The organism is Curtobacterium sp. MCLR17_043, assembly GCF_003224215.1.
Classification (GTDB): Bacteria; Actinomycetota; Actinomycetes; order Actinomycetales; family Microbacteriaceae; genus Curtobacterium; species Curtobacterium flaccumfaciens.
The window spans coordinates 95,406-108,816 of the sequence record NZ_QKLH01000001.1 but is presented as its reverse complement, the minus strand read 5'-3'; the positions used below and the strand labels follow the sequence as shown (position 1 = coordinate 108,816).

Annotated in this window: 14 protein-coding genes and 1 tRNA gene; 5 read left to right on the top strand and 10 right to left on the bottom strand. The window is 70.2% G+C overall.

The features are described 5' to 3' along the window. Positions 1 to 112: 112 nt before the first annotated feature. Both galK and galT read right to left on the bottom strand, forming a co-directional pair. Complete coding sequence (galK, locus tag DEJ03_RS00550) at positions 113 to 1,252, bottom strand: galactokinase (protein WP_110863130.1); 1,140 nt, start codon at positions 1,250 to 1,252, stop codon at positions 113 to 115. Next, positions 1,249 to 2,346, bottom strand: coding sequence for a galactose-1-phosphate uridylyltransferase (galT, locus tag DEJ03_RS00545; protein ID WP_110863129.1), 1,098 nt, complete (start codon positions 2,344 to 2,346; stop codon positions 1,249 to 1,251). The genes galK and galT overlap by 4 nt, the downstream gene beginning before the upstream one ends. A gap of 64 nt (positions 2,347 to 2,410) precedes the next feature. On the opposite strand from galT, the gene DEJ03_RS00540 reads away from it, so the two are divergent. Together DEJ03_RS00540 and DEJ03_RS00535 are read left to right on the top strand one after the other, a co-directional pair. Then, on the top strand, positions 2,411 to 3,265 hold the full coding sequence (locus tag DEJ03_RS00540) for a DeoR/GlpR family DNA-binding transcription regulator (RefSeq protein WP_110863128.1): 855 nt from the start codon (positions 2,411 to 2,413) through the stop codon (positions 3,263 to 3,265). Further along, positions 3,262 to 4,194, top strand: coding sequence for an aldose 1-epimerase family protein (locus tag DEJ03_RS00535; RefSeq protein ID WP_110863127.1), 933 nt, complete (start codon positions 3,262 to 3,264; stop codon positions 4,192 to 4,194). Before DEJ03_RS00540 ends, DEJ03_RS00535 begins: the two co-directional genes overlap by 4 nt. Positions 4,195 to 4,282: 88 nt before the next feature. Here the strand turns inward: DEJ03_RS00535 and DEJ03_RS00530 are convergent, their stop codons facing one another. The 4 genes from DEJ03_RS00530 to DEJ03_RS17645 all read right to left on the bottom strand — a co-directional run bounded on the left by DEJ03_RS00530 (position 4,283) and on the right by DEJ03_RS17645 (position 5,933). Beyond that, positions 4,283 to 4,603: a hypothetical protein gene (locus DEJ03_RS00530; protein ID WP_027466636.1), complete on the bottom strand. Its 321-nt coding sequence runs from the start codon at positions 4,601 to 4,603 to the stop codon at positions 4,283 to 4,285. A 176-nt stretch (positions 4,604 to 4,779) separates the two neighbouring features. Further along, on the bottom strand, positions 4,780 to 5,616 hold the full coding sequence (locus DEJ03_RS00525; RefSeq protein ID WP_181422562.1) for an SGNH/GDSL hydrolase family protein: 837 nt from the start codon (positions 5,614 to 5,616) through the stop codon (positions 4,780 to 4,782). Between the two features lie 29 nt (positions 5,617 to 5,645). After that, positions 5,646 to 5,718, bottom strand: a tRNA-Lys gene (locus tag DEJ03_RS00520). 53 nt (positions 5,719 to 5,771) lie between these two features. Further along, positions 5,772 to 5,933, bottom strand: coding sequence for a hypothetical protein (locus DEJ03_RS17645; RefSeq protein ID WP_017888098.1), 162 nt, complete (start codon positions 5,931 to 5,933; stop codon positions 5,772 to 5,774). Positions 5,934 to 6,060: 127 nt separating this feature from the next. Here DEJ03_RS17645 and DEJ03_RS00515 point away from each other — a divergent pair, with 127 nt between their 5' ends. The 3 genes from DEJ03_RS00515 (at position 6,061) to DEJ03_RS00505 (ending at position 8,665) form a co-directional block, all read left to right on the top strand. Continuing rightward, positions 6,061 to 6,690 (top strand): hypothetical protein, encoded by a 630-nt coding sequence (locus tag DEJ03_RS00515; RefSeq protein ID WP_027466634.1) that lies wholly within the window; start codon positions 6,061 to 6,063, stop codon positions 6,688 to 6,690. A gap of 503 nt (positions 6,691 to 7,193) precedes the next feature. Then, positions 7,194 to 7,793 (top strand): ECF RNA polymerase sigma factor SigK, encoded by a 600-nt coding sequence (gene sigK / locus DEJ03_RS00510; protein WP_027466633.1) that lies wholly within the window; start codon positions 7,194 to 7,196, stop codon positions 7,791 to 7,793. Beyond that, positions 7,790 to 8,665 carry an anti-sigma factor domain-containing protein gene (locus DEJ03_RS00505; protein ID WP_071404715.1) on the top strand — a complete coding sequence of 292 codons (876 nt, stop codon included), beginning with the start codon at positions 7,790 to 7,792 and terminating at the stop codon, positions 8,663 to 8,665. Before sigK ends, DEJ03_RS00505 begins: the two co-directional genes overlap by 4 nt. A gap of 274 nt (positions 8,666 to 8,939) precedes the next feature. On the opposite strand, the gene pstB is transcribed toward DEJ03_RS00505, so the two are convergent. From pstB to pstS, 4 genes are all read right to left on the bottom strand, one after another. After that, on the bottom strand, positions 8,940 to 9,719 hold the full coding sequence (gene pstB, locus DEJ03_RS00500) for a phosphate ABC transporter ATP-binding protein PstB (RefSeq protein ID WP_027466631.1): 780 nt from the start codon (positions 9,717 to 9,719) through the stop codon (positions 8,940 to 8,942). Between the two features lie 49 nt (positions 9,720 to 9,768). Beyond that, positions 9,769 to 10,854 carry a phosphate ABC transporter permease PstA gene (gene pstA, locus DEJ03_RS00495; RefSeq protein ID WP_110863125.1) on the bottom strand — a complete coding sequence of 362 codons (1,086 nt, stop codon included), beginning with the start codon at positions 10,852 to 10,854 and terminating at the stop codon, positions 9,769 to 9,771. Positions 10,855 to 10,867: 13 nt separating this feature from the next. Beyond that, complete coding sequence (gene pstC, locus DEJ03_RS00490) at positions 10,868 to 11,818, bottom strand: phosphate ABC transporter permease subunit PstC (RefSeq protein WP_071404716.1); 951 nt, start codon at positions 11,816 to 11,818, stop codon at positions 10,868 to 10,870. A 139-nt stretch (positions 11,819 to 11,957) separates the two neighbouring features. Next, the gene (gene pstS, locus DEJ03_RS00485; RefSeq protein ID WP_071404717.1) at positions 11,958 to 13,064 is read right to left on the bottom strand and encodes a phosphate ABC transporter substrate-binding protein PstS; all 1,107 of its coding nucleotides are present in this window, start codon (positions 13,062 to 13,064) and stop codon (positions 11,958 to 11,960) included. Positions 13,065 to 13,411: the final 347 nt, after the last annotated feature.

The window sequence follows — 13,411 nt, the reverse complement described above, 5'->3', positions numbered from 1 at the left end:
GTCGGCGCGGGCGCGGCCGGGCGCTGCCGTTCTTTCGCGCTGAGCGACAGTCCACGGGCTGATCGCCGCGTGAACTGTCGCTGATCGCGAAACGTCGAGCGGCGGAGCGCCGTCAGTCGCGCCGGGCGCCCTGCGCGGCGTGCACCGTGAACACGTTCGGCTCGCGGAACCCGGCGTCGGCGAAGGCGGCGGTGACGGCGGCGGTGATCGCACCGCGCGACTCCTGGTCGACCAGCGCGATCGCCGCACCGCCGAACCCACCACCGGTCATGCGCGCACCGACGGCACCCTGCTCGACCGCCGTCGCGACGGCCAGGTCGAGCTCCGGCACGGAGATCTCGAAGTCGTCCCGCATCGACTCGTGCGACGCGACGAGCAGCGAACCGATCGCCCGGGGGCCCTGTTCGCGCAGCGTGCGGACGGTGTCGAGGACGCGCTGGTCCTCGGTCACGATGTGCCGTACGCGGCGGAAGGTCTCGTCGTCCAGGAGCTCCTGCGCACGAGGCAGGTCCTCGACGCTGACGTCACGCAGTGCCTCGACACCGAGCGCCCGCGCACCCTTCTCGCACGAGGCCCGACGAGCCGCGTAGCCACCGGTCGCGTGGGCGTGCTCGACGCGGGTGTCGATCACCAGGACCTCGAGCCCGTTCGCCTCGAGCGCCAGGTCGACGACGGCGGTGTCGAGCGTGCGGCAGTCGAGGAACACGACGGCGTCCTGCTCGCCGAGCAGCGAGGCGGACTGGTCCATGATCCCGGTGGGGGCACCGACGGCGTGGTTCTCCGAGTACTGCCCGACGCGCGCCAGGGTCTTCCGGTCGAGGCCGAGTTCCCACAGGTCGTTGAAGGCCAGCGCGACACCGCACTCGATCGCCGCACTGGACGACAGGCCCGCACCGACCGGCACGTCGGACTCGATGAAGACGTCGAACCCGGTCTTGTCGTCCAGATCGGCACCGGCCTGCTCGCGCAGGGCCCAGGCGATCCCGAAGACGTAGGCCGACCAGCCGTCCATGGCCTCGGGCGACAGGTCGTCGAGGGACAGCGCCACCGGCTCGCTCGAGGCGTCGAAGGCAGAGGCGACGCGGATCGTCCGGTCGTCGCGCTGCGCGATGGACGCGGTGGTGCGACGGTCGATCGCGAAGGGCAGCACGTAGCCGTCGTTGTAGTCGGTGTGCTCACCGATCAGGTTGACGCGACCGGGGGCGGAGTACCGCACCGTCGGCTCGTACCCGTAGACCTGCTGGAACGTCATGCGCGCTCGACTCCCTGTCGGATGAACTCGGCCGCCTTCTCGGGCACGAGGTCCCCGATCCAGGCGCCCATGGCGGCTTCGCTGCCGGCCAGGAACTTCAACTTGTCCGCCGCACGTCGCGGCGAGGTGATCTGCAGCATCAGCCGCACGGTGTCGCGGGCGGTGTGCACCGGTGCCTGGTGCCACGCGGCGATGTACGGCGTCGGGTCGCCGTAGAGCGCGTCGAGCCCACGCGTGAGCCGGAGGTGCATGTGGGCCAGTTCGTCCTTCTCGGCGTCGGTCAGGCCGGCGAAGTCGGGGACGTGGCGGTGCGGCAGCATGTGGATCTCGATGGGCCAGCGCGCGGCGAACGGGACGAAGGCGGTGAAGTGCTCGCCAGCGAGGACGACCCGCTCGGAACCCCGCTCGTTCGCGAGGTGCTGCTCGAACATGTCCGGACCGAACCGTTCGATGCTCGCGAGCAGGCGCTGGGTGCGCGGCGTGATGTACGGGTACGAGTAGATCTGCCCGTGCGGGTGGTGCAGCGTGACGCCGATCGCCTCGCCCCGGTTCTCGAAGGGGAACACCTGCTGGATGCCCGGCATCGCGGAGAGTGCGGCGGTACGGTCGGCCCAGGCTTCGACGACGGTGCGGGCACGCGACTCGGAGATGGAGGCGAAGGACCCGGAGGTCTCGGGTGAGAAGCACACGACCTCGCACCGGCCGACCGAGCGGAGCTGGCGGTTCAGGCCGACGTCGCTCAGGGACTCGAGCGACTCGGGGGCGTCGTCGGCTTCGAGCAGCGGGCCGAACGACGGCGATCGGTTCTCGAACACGGCGACGTCGTAGCGGCTCGGGATCTCGGACGGGTTGGCCGGGCTCTGGGGTGCGAGCGGATCCTGGTCGGCCGGCGGCAGGAACACCCGGTTCTGCCGGGACGCCGCGATCGAAACCCACTCGCCCGTCAGGACGTCCTGCCGCATCCGCGCCGTCTCGGGCCGCGGGTCGAGCACGCGCTCGTCGATGCTGCGTTCTGCGGGCAGCGTCGAGTCGGCGTCGTCGAAGTAGAAGAGGTCGCGGCCGTCCGCGAGCTTCGTCACGCGCTTGGTGATCACCGGAACAGCCTAGCGCCCATCCGAAGCGTTGCGAAAGACATCGGAAGCAAGCGAAACTGTGCACATGACGGACGCCGACCTCTCCTTCCTCGCCGGCGCGCTGCCCGCGCCCCTCCGGCAGGACCGCATCGTCGCGATCGTCGACGGCGCCCCCGGCATGGTCCGGACGGCCGCGTTGGCCGCGTCCCTCGGCACCAGCGAGGTGACGGTCCGCCAGGACCTCGCCGTCCTCGACCAGGAGGCCCGGATCCGGCGGGTGCACGGAGGCGCGGTCCGCCTCGGGGCCGGGTCCACCGAGCGCCCCTTCGAGGAGACCGCCGTCGAGCACCAGGTGGCCAAGGCCGCAATCGGCCGTGCGGCCGCTGCGCTGGTCCGCCCGGGGGAGTGCGTCGTCCTCGACGTCGGCACCACGCCGGCCGCCGTCGCCGAGGCCCTCGTGGCGCGCACCGAGCTCACCGGCGTCACGGTCGTCACGAACTCCCTCACCACGGCGCTCGCGCTCGAGCGGGCTGTCCCGCGCTTCACCGTGATCGTCACCGGGGGCACCCTCCGGCCCCTGCAGCACTCGCTCGTCGCCCCCTTCAACGGCGCGGTCCTGCCGATGATCGCCGCGGACCTCGTGTTCCTCGGCGGGACCGGACTCGACGTCGACCACGGCCTGACGAACGTGAACCTGCCCGAGACCGAGGCCAAGCGGATGCTCGCGGCGACGGCCCGGCGTACGGTCGTGGTCGCGGACGGGTCGAAGTTCGGCCGGGCCCACATCGGGGTCGTCCGCGCGCTCGAGGACATCGACGTCGTCGTCACCGCCGAGGCCGACGCCGCCGCGGTCGCCACGATCCGGGCGGCCGGGGCCCAGGTGATCGTCGCCGACGGCGAGCAGCACACCGAACCAGCCGGAAGGAAGAACACCCCATGACCGCAGCACCCACGGGTGGCCAGTACCGCCTCCACCACGCCGGACCCGACGGGGTCGTCGAAGCCGTGGTCACCGAGGTCGCCGCGGGCATCCGCGAACTCCGCGTCGCCGGCTTCGACATCACCGAGACGTTCCCCGTGACCGAGCAGCCGCCGGGGGCGAACGGCATCGTCCTGGCGCCCTGGCCGAACCGCGTCGCCGGTGGTGTGTGGGAGCTCGACGGCAAGCGGCAGCAGCTCGACGTCTCGGAGCCGAAGTACGGCAACGCCTCGCACGGACTGCTCCGGTTCGCCCCGTACCGGGTGGTCTCGCAGACCGAGACGTCGATCCAGCAGGAAGCGACGATCCACCCGCAGCACGGGTGGCCCTTCACCCTCGAGACGCGCGTGCTGCACGAACTCGTCGACGACGGCATCCGCGTCACGCACGAGGTCACGAACCGCTCGGGCGTCCGCGCACCCTTCGCCGTCGGTGCCCACCCGTACCTGCGTGCCGGTGACACCCCCGCCGACGACCTGGTCGTCACGCTCGACGCCGCGACCGCCTTCACCGTCGACGAGCAGAAGGTCCCGAACGGTTCGGTGCCGGTCGAGGGCACGCCGTACGACCTGCGCCAGGGGCGACGTGCCGGGGACTCGGACCTCGACACCGCCTACAAGGACGTCACCCCCGACGCCGACGGGATCCGCCGCACGACGATGCACGGGCCGGAGGGCGACGGGGTCGAGCTCTGGCAGGACGCCTCGTTCCCCTACGTGCAGGTCTTCACCTCGCGCGAGTACCCGCGGGGCGACGGGAAGGGCCTCGCCGTCGCGGTCGAACCGATGACGGCGCCCGCCAATGCCCTGAACTCGGGCGAGGGCCTGCGCTGGCTCGAGCCGGACGAGACCTGGACCGGGTCGTGGGGGATCCGCCGCGTCTGGTCCTGAGGATTCCGGTCGGCGTGCACCGCCGACACGAGGAAGGCCCCGCCGGGTGTCCGGCGGGGCCTTCTGTGTTCGTGTCGGACGCCGGGCGTCAGCCGCGGCGCATCCGGAGTGCCTCGACCGCGAGGGACTCGGTCGCGTACCGGCCGACCTCGTGCGCCCACGCCGGGTCGTCGCCACGGAGCGCGATGAAGTCCTTGCGCTGCCGGCAGACGTAGCCGAGCACGGCGGTGGCCGTCGCGACCTCGATGAAGTCCTTGCGGATGTGGCGGGTCGTGACCTGGGCGTTGCGGCGGAGCGTGTCGAGCAGGAGCTCGTTGCTCATCGTCGTGTTGGTCGCTGCTGCGAGCTCGACGATGCGGCGCGCGTCACCGGTGGTGCTGGTCTGCGTGGCTTCGATGGGCTCGATCACGGTGTGCCCCGTTCGTTCGTGGTGGTGCTGTGCTGCAGGATCCGGTGATCGGATCCGGGAACGACACTATCGGCGGCAGCCCAACAATCCGCTGAGGGTGGGCTGTGGTGGGCAGGGGATCTCCCATGAGCCCGCTGGGGACGGGTTGTACCCCGTTCAGGAGCAGGCGGCGTCCCTCAGACGCAGCGGGCGCTGCCGACGGGTGCGCCGAGGGCGTCGAGGGACTCGCTGACGCGGTCCGCCAGGTACTGGTAGCCGGCGTCGTTCGGGTGGCCGCCGTCGACGGCGGAGTACCCCGGGCTGTTGCTCGACTTGAACCACCTGCCGGCGAGGGCGTCGATGTACGGGACACCGGCGGCGGCGGCACCCGCGGAGACCGACGCGGCGACACCGACGGTCGAGTTCGCCCACGGGAGCGGTGCTGACGGGCCGAGCGCGACGACGACGGCGTCCGGCCAGGTCTGCTGCGCCGTGCGGAGGGTCCGCTCCACCGTGGCGCGGAGGGTGTCCGAGTCGACGAGCCAATCGTTCTGGCTGCCCTGCACGATCACGAGCTGGGGGTCGAACGAGGCGTGCCGCTCGAGGCGTGGCCCGTACGTGTAGTGCGACGAACCGGTCCGACCGGTGTCGACGTAGCCCGTGCCCGGGTACCCGTCGATCTTGGCCGTCCACCCACGGTCCTCGCTGAGGTCCTGTGCCCAGCCGCGGAGTCCGCTGGTCGAGCCCCGACCCGAGGTGTACGAGTCGCCCACGATGAGCACGCGCGATCCAGGCTCGATCGCCGCGGCGACGCGGTCGGCCGAGACGCCGGGGGCAGCGACGGCCGAGGCCGAGGTCGACGAGGACACCGGCTGGCAGGCACTCGAGACGCTCGGCAGGATCAGCAGGAGTCCGGAGACCCCGAGTGCCATCGCGCCGAGGGCGAGTGCCGGCACCAGCTTCCGGCGGCGTCGGCGCATCGTCGCCGGGCCGGTGGGGGTGCCCGGCCGCTCGCGCTGCGATCGTCGGCCCATCGAGGACATTCTAGACAGGAGCTAGTGGGTGGGCCCCGTGGGGCTCGAACCCACGACCCTCGGATTAAAAGTCCGGTGCTCTACCAACTGAGCTAGAGGCCCTCACCCGCAAGGCTAGCGGGTGAGGGCCTCCGAGACGGAACCGTCCGACCGGGTCAGCCCCGGCGTCCGGTGAGCGTCCGCAGCAGCCACGCGATGACCGCGATGATCAGCAGCACGATGCCGACGTAGAGCAGGAACTTGAGGCTCGCAGCGAAACCGCCGACGAACAGCAGGATGACTGCGATCACAGCCAGGATGATGAGCAGGGCGTTCATGGATGGTCCTCTCCTTCACGTGCAGGGAGGAGCGCCTCCCTGCCGCAACACGGTACGCGTGGCGCAGCGGTTGCGTTCTGGGCGAACGGGACGCGGGCGTGTCACCGGCCGCGCCTACACTGCTGCGGTGCCTCGCGATCACCACCGTCCCGTCCACTTCACCGACGCCGAGTTCGCCGCCATCCAGGGCGGTGAGGACCCGGCGCTCGTGAACCGTGTCGCGCACGAGACCGCGAACGCCCTGCTGCACCGGGTGCGCGAGGACCCGGACCCGGCCGTGGTCGAGCGGCTCGTCACCTACACCGACGTGCACGGCATCGACGCCATCGCGGAACTGTGGGCACGGGTCGGGGCACACACGCTGCCGGGGGCGCTCTGGCGGGTGTACCTCGTGCGCATCGTCATCCGGCAGAACCCGGAGGAGATCGCGTACCTGTTCGAGCGGGGCACGGCGCAGATCGGCACGATCGACCAGGCGGTCGCGGGTGCCGAGGAACCGACGGGGCCGGCGGAGATCCTGACGCTCGCCGACCGCATCCTGCACGGCCTGTACACGGGCGACCTCGCGGTGGCGCTCGACCGCGGGGCGTCGTTCTGCCGTCTGACCGCCGCCGGCGCGACCGCCGTGGCGGACGAGTCCGACCTGGTGGCATCCGAGCGCGCGAGCGAACTCACGACGCGGGCGCTCCGCCTGACGGAGCTGGCGGCCGACCTGACCGAGGCGGCGGCGCTCTGGCGCCGCGACAGCCTGGACTGAGCGAGCGGCGGGGCGGACCCGCACCGGGCCTCCAGGGCCGCGCAGCAGAAGACCGGGACGCGACCGCATCCGGGCATGAAAAGACCGGGCCGCAGAAGCGCCTCTCGGCGCGAGGCCGCTCGAAGCGGCGAATTTTGGAGCCCGGGGCTTGCTGCGGCCCGGCGAGACCAAGTCTACGAGACGTCGGCTGATCACTCGACCCTGTTCACTCATGGTGGACAGAACCGGCCCCGGGCGTGCCCGCGCGCACCCCTGTGCGGGCCCGCCGCGCCCGTCCCGCCGAGAAATCCCGACCCCCATCCAATCCACAGCGGGGACCGCACCGAATCATCTGCGTGACGGACGGAATGCCCGTCACGAAGCGAGAGGCCCGGTGTGACCCGGACCGGCACCGCCGGTCAATTCCCTGTGGGTCACGCCGGCCCCTCGTCTCGACCGCCCATACGGAGGCTTCGTGCTACCCGCATGGTCAACGAAAGCAACCGAGAGGAGGGAAACCTGCAATGCTTGCCCTCGTGGATAGCGACACCGAACGCTGGAGCTCGTCAGAGCCAGCTCAGGCATCGCCGGACGACCTCCTCGCCCGGGTCGCCGCCGGTGACCAAGCCGCCTTCGCGGACCTCTACGACGCACTCTCCGGGCGGGTCCTCGGTCTGATCACGCGCCTCCTCCGGGACCGCGCGCAGTCGGAAGAGGTCACGCAGGAGGTCTTCCTGGAGGTCTGGCAGCAGGCCACCCGCTTCGACCGGAAGCGTGGGACGGCCGCCAGCTGGGTCCTCACCATGGCCCACCGCCGAGCGGTCGACCGGGTCCGTGCCTCGCAGTCGTCGCACGACCGCGACACCAAGATCGGCATCCGCGACCTCGAGGCCGGTTTCGACCAGGTCTCCGAGTCCGTCGAGATCCGCATCGAGCACGAGCGCGTCGGCCGAGCGCTGGCGAAGCTCACCGAGTTCCAGCGGCAGGCCGTGCAACTCGCGTACTACGGCGGCTACTCGCACAGCGAGATGGCCGAACACCTCGGTGTCCCCATCGGCACCGTCAAGACCCGTCTCCGTGACGGGATGATCCGACTCCGAGACGAGATGGGGGTGACCTCATGACCGAACGCCACGACGACCCCGCACTGATGACGGGTTCCCACGCACTCGACGCGCTGTCCGACGACGAGCGCGCGCTCCTCGAGGACGCCCTCCGGACGTCCCCCGAGCTGCAGGCCGAGAACGACTCGCTGCGCGAGACCGCGCTGCAGCTCGCCTACGCCGTCGCACCGATCGAGCCCCCCGCGTCGCTCAAGGCGTCGCTGCTGGCCCGGATCGCGACGACCCCCCAGGCCGCGCCCCTCGCCGACACGACGGTCGACCAGACCCCGGTCGCCGAGACCACCTCCGTCCAGGAGGCCCGTCCCGAGCCCGCCAGGCACGTCGCCTCGATCGCCGACGGCCCCACCGCCGGTGGCCGGGCATCGTCCGAGGCCCGCCGCCGCTGGTTCCAGCGTCCGGCGGTCATGCTGACGGCCGCAGCTGCCGTCGCCGCGGTCTTCTTCGGCGGACTCGGCGTCGGGTCGATCTTCGACCCGAACGGCTCCGGCACGGGCACCACCCAGGCCTCGAGCGGTCTCGACCGCATCTACGCCGCCTCGGACTTCCAGCGCACCACCACCAAGGTCGCGGGCGGCGGTTCGGCGACGGTCGTGTGGTCGAACGACCTCGGCAAGTCCGCGGTGATCCTCGACGGTGTCGAGCAGGCACCGAAGGGCAAGACGTACGAGCTCTGGTACATCGGCTCCGAGGAGCAGGGCGGCACCATCAAGTCGGCCGGCCTGGTCGACGGTGCGGCTGACGGTGTGCACTCCGCCGTGCTCAAGGGCGCGATGTCCGAGGGCGCGACGATCGGGATGACGGTCGAGCCCGAGGGCGGTTCCGAGCAGCCCACCACCTCGCCGATCATGGCGGTCCCCACCACCACGGCCTGAGGCATTCCGGAAGGTGCCCGTGCAGTCGATGCGCGGGCACCTTTCGTCGTTCCACGAGTCGATCGACGCGCGGACTGTCGGAACATGCGCACGCAACGTCTGCGTGCGCATCGAGCGACGAACCACGAGTCGATCGACGCGCGGACTGTCGGAACATGCGCACGTCCCGCGGGTTGCCGTCGCACCCGGCGCAACCACGAAGGCCCGGTGCGCGTCCGTGGCGGACGTGCACCGGGCCTCCAGGCCGTCCGTCAGTGCGACGGACGGATGCCGATCAACCGAAGCGGCCCGAGACGTAGTCCTCGGTGGCCTGCACGGACGGGTTCGAGAACATCGTCGCGGTGTCGTCGAACTCGATGAGCTTGCCGGGGGCGCCGGTGCCGGCGATGTTGAAGAACGCCGTCTTGTCGCTGACGCGCGACGCCTGCTGCATGTTGTGGGTCACGATCACGATCGTGAACTCCTTCTTGAGCTCCTCGATCAGGTCCTCGATGGCGAGGGTCGAGATCGGGTCGAGGGCCGAGCAGGGCTCGTCCATCAGGAGCACGTCCGGCTCGACCGCGATCGCGCGGGCGATGCAGAGACGCTGCTGCTGCCCACCGGACAGACCCATGCCGGGCTTGTCGAGGCGGTCCTTGACCTCGTTCCACAGGTTCGCACCCTGCAGCGAGCGCTCGACGATGTCGTCGGCCTCGGAGCGGGAGACGCGCTTGTTGTTGAGCTTCACGCCCGCCAGCACGTTGTCGCGGATCGACATCGTGGGGAACGGGTTCGGACGCTGGAAGACCATGCCGACCTGACGACGGACGAGCACGGGGTCGACGCCGGCGCCGTACAGGTCGTCGCCGTCGATCTTGACCGAGCCCTCGACCCATGCGCCGGGGATGACCTCGTGCATGCGGTTCAGGGTGCGGAGGAAGGTGGACTTGCCGCAGCCCGACGGGCCGATGAAGGCCGTGACGGTGCGGGGCTCGATGGTGATGTCGACACCCTCGACCGCCTTGAACTTCGAGTAGTAGACGTTGAGGCCGTCGACCTCGATGCGCTTGGACACGTTGATCCTTCTGGGTGGGTGGTGTCGCTGGTTCCGCGGGGGCGGAGGGTCAGCGGCTGAGCTTGGGGGCGAAGAGACGGGTGATGAACCGGGCGAGCAGGTTGAGCAGCATCACGATCAGGATGAGCACGAGGGCCGCGGTCCAGGCCCGGTCGACGAACGGCACCGGGTTGGCGCCCTGCTGCGAGTACTGCGTGTACGCGTACACCGGCAGGGTCATCATCGGGTCACGGAACAGGTTGTAGTTCATGCTCGCGGTGAAGCCGGCGGTGACGAGCAGCGGGGCGGTCTCACCGATGACGCGGGCGATCGAGAGCATCACGCCGGTGGTGATGCCGGCGAGGCTGGTGGGGAGCACGACCTTGAGGATCGTGAGGTACTTCGGCACCCCGAGGGCGTACGAGGCCTCGCGGAGTTCCATCGGGACGATCTTCAGCACCTCTTCGGTGGAGCGCACGACGATCGGGATCATCAGCACCGACAGGGCGACGGAGCCGACCAGACCGAAGCGGGCGCCCGGGCCGAGGAACAGCGCGAAGAGCGCGTAGGCGAACAGACCGGCGACGATCGACGGGATGCCCGTCATGACGTCGACGAAGAACGTGATGCCCTTCGCCAGTGCGCCGCGACCGTACTCGACCAGGTAGATCGAGGTGAGCAGGCCGATCGGCACCGAGATGAGCGCCGCGAACAGCGTGATCTCGAGCGTGCCGACGAGGGCGTGGACCGCGCCGCCGCCCTCGGAGATGACCCCGCGCATCGAGTACGAGAAGAAGTTCGCGTCGAAGCGGGCGACGCCCTTGGCGATGACCGTCCAGAGCAGCGACACCAGCGGCAGGACCGCGATGACGAACGCCGTGATGACGAGCGAGGTGACCAGGCGGTCGACCGCCTTGCGGCCGCCCTCGACGATGCGCGAGATGACGACGATGAGGACGTCGAACAGGACCGTGCCGAGGAAGATCGCGGCGACGACGTTGAAGTCCTTGACGGCGCCGCCCGCGTTGAGCAGGGCGAAGACCAGGACGAGGGCGACCCAGCTACCGACCAGCAGCAGCCACGGGACGGAGGCGTGCAGCTTGCCGTTGGCGTAGACGTTGCCGGCGGTACCGGTCTGACGGAGCGCGAGGGACATCGGGTGCGACCTCTCAGCTGACTCGGCTGCGGACGATGTACCGCGCGAGCATGTTGATGACCAGGGTGATGACGAAGAGGATCAGACCGGACGCGATGAGCGCGTTGAGTGCCGTGCCCGAGGCCTCGGCGAACTGCAGGGCGATGTTCGCGGCGATCGTCGAGGGGTTCTGCGACGTCAGCATCTGGAACGTGACGTTCGTCGAGACCGACAGCACCAGCGCGATCGCCATCGTCTCGCCGAGCGCACGACCGAGGCCGAGCATGATCGCGGAGACGATGCCGGACTTCGCGAACGGCAGGACCGACAGGCGGATCATCTCCCAGCGGGTCGCGCCGAGGGCCAGGGCCGCTTCCTCGTTCAGGGTCGGGGCCTGCAGGAAGATCTCACGCATGACCGCGGTCATGATCGGGATCGCCATGACGGCGAGGACGATCGACGCCGTCAGGATCGTGCGGCCGGTGCCGGACACCTGGCCGGAGAACAACGGGAACCAGCCGATGTACTCGTTCAGGAACACGTAGAACGGCTTCACCAGGGGAGCCAGCACGGCGATGCCCCAGAGGCCGTAGACGACCGACGGCACCGCGGCCAGCAGGTCGATCACGTAGCCGAGGACCGGCGCGAGTCGACGCGGCGCGAAGTGCGAGATGAAGAGGGCGATCCCGAGGGACAGCGGCACGGCGATCACGAGCGCGATGAGCGCGGACCAGACGGTGCCGAAGACCAGGGGGCCGACGAAGTCCCAGAAGTTCGTGGCCTTGCCCGGCAGCTCGCCGACCTTGGCGGAGAAGGCCGGGATGCTCTGCCAGACGAGGAACGCGGCGACGAGCACGAGCACGAAGAGGATGAGGCCGCCGGCGATGACCGAGGCGGCGGAGAAGACGCGGTCGCCGACACGGACGACGGGCTTCGGCTTGGTCGGGGTGACGGTGGCCCCTGGCTGGGCCGGTGCGGTCGTCATGGGGTACTCCTGTCGGAGGAACGCCGGGGGAGGCGACGGGTTCTGGGGTGGTGGTGCCCGTCCGGGCGGGGTCCTGGACGGCTGAGTGCCCGGACGCCGGTCGAGTGGGTGGGACCGGCGTCCGGGCGCTCAGGGGGCCTTACTTGATGGAAGCGACCGCGTCCTTGGCCTTCGACGCGAGGTCGGAGGAGAGGGCGGCCGACTTGGCCTCCTTGGCAGCGGCGTCCTGAGCGGCGCTCGAGACGACGTAGTCGAGGTAGCCCTTCACGAGCTCGGCCTTGTCGGCGTCCTTGTACTCCTGGCACGCGATGGCGTAGGAGACGAGGACCAGCGGCCAGGCACCGTCAGCGGTGTCCTTGCGGTCGATGTCGATCGCGAGGTCGTTGTCCTCACGGCCGGTCGCGATCTTCGAGTCAGCGACGACCTGCGCGGCGCCGTCGGCCGAGATCTCGGTCGCCTTGTCGCCGACCATCAGCTTCGCGCGGTCGAGGTCACCCGCACCGGAGTCGTCGATGTAGGTGATGGCGTTGGTGGCGTTGCCCATCGCGGAGGCGACACCGGAGGTGCCCTTCGCGCTGTCACCGACCGAGTACGGGAAGGTCTGGCTGGGCTCTTCGGTCCAGACGTCCGAGGCGTTCGCGGAGACGTACTCCGAGAAGTTCTGCGTGGTGCCCGAGTCGTCGGAGCGGTGGACGACCGTGATGTCGGCGTCCGGCAGCTTCGCGTCCTTGTTCAGGTCGGCGATCTCGGAGTCGTCCCACTTGGTGATCTTGCCCGAGAAGATGCCCGCGATGGTCTTCGCGTCGAGGGTCAGGTCGCTGACGCCGTCGACCTTGTACGCGATCGCGATCGGGGAGATGTAGACGGGGATGTCGATGCCCTTGGTGTCCGCCTTGCAGGACTCGAACTTGCCCGAGAGCTCCTCGTCCTTCAGCGCGGCGTCGGAGCCGGCGAAGTCCGCGGCACCCGACATGAAGTTCTCGCGACCGGCGCCGGAGCCGTCCGGCGTGTAGTTCACGGTGACGCCCGAGGCCTCGTTCTGGAAACCGGCGGCCCAGGTGGCCTGCGCGGTCTGCTGTGCCGACGAGCCGGAGCCGGTCAGGGTGCCGGAGAGCTTCGAGTAGTCGCTGCCGCTGGTGGAGGAGGACTCGGTGCTGCCCGCGTCCTCGTTTGCCGCGCACGAGGAGAGCACGACTGCGCCGGCGATCGCGATTGCTGCGATCGAACCGATTCGCTTGATGTTCACAGGGGTCCCTTCGGGAATGGAATGCAGTGGGACCACTGCGGTCCCTGGGCCGGTGCCGACCCGGGAGCGACTGTAGGGACGCGAGGTGACCGCAATCACCCCCGCTGGTGAACGGGAGGTGAACGAGGGGTTGTCCACGTCGGGGCGGCGTGCGCCGCTCCCGCGCAGGGAGCAGGATCGGGGGCACTGTGCGCTCGTTCGGAAGATGCGCACGCATGATCGCGGACGAGCGGTCGGGAGGCCCGGATCGGGTTCCCGGGCGCGGCGCGGCCCCGTCGCGTAGCCGGGTACCGGGCGTCTGCGCTGCGGCCCGTGGCGCTGCGGTCCGGTGGCGCTGCGGTCCGGCG

Excerpts from the sequence above, each read along its gene's own strand:
- galK (WP_110863130.1), bottom strand. The coding sequence starts at position 1,252 with ATGACGTTCCAGCAGGTCTACGGGTACGAGCCGACGGTGCGGTACTCC.
- DEJ03_RS00540 (WP_110863128.1), top strand. The coding sequence starts at position 2,411 with ATGACGGACGCCGACCTCTCCTTCCTCGCCGGCGCGCTGCCCGCGCCC.
- DEJ03_RS00535 (WP_110863127.1), top strand. The coding sequence starts at position 3,262 with ATGACCGCAGCACCCACGGGTGGCCAGTACCGCCTCCACCACGCCGGA.
- DEJ03_RS00525 (WP_181422562.1), bottom strand. The coding sequence starts at position 5,616 with ATGGGCCGACGATCGCAGCGCGAGCGGCCGGGCACCCCCACCGGCCCG.
- DEJ03_RS17645 (WP_017888098.1), bottom strand. The coding sequence starts at position 5,933 with ATGAACGCCCTGCTCATCATCCTGGCTGTGATCGCAGTCATCCTGCTG.
- sigK (WP_027466633.1), top strand. The coding sequence starts at position 7,194 with ATGCTTGCCCTCGTGGATAGCGACACCGAACGCTGGAGCTCGTCAGAG.
- DEJ03_RS00505 (WP_071404715.1), top strand. The coding sequence starts at position 7,790 with ATGACCGAACGCCACGACGACCCCGCACTGATGACGGGTTCCCACGCA.
- pstA (WP_110863125.1), bottom strand. The coding sequence starts at position 10,854 with ATGTCCCTCGCGCTCCGTCAGACCGGTACCGCCGGCAACGTCTACGCC.
- pstC (WP_071404716.1), bottom strand. The coding sequence starts at position 11,818 with ATGACGACCGCACCGGCCCAGCCAGGGGCCACCGTCACCCCGACCAAG.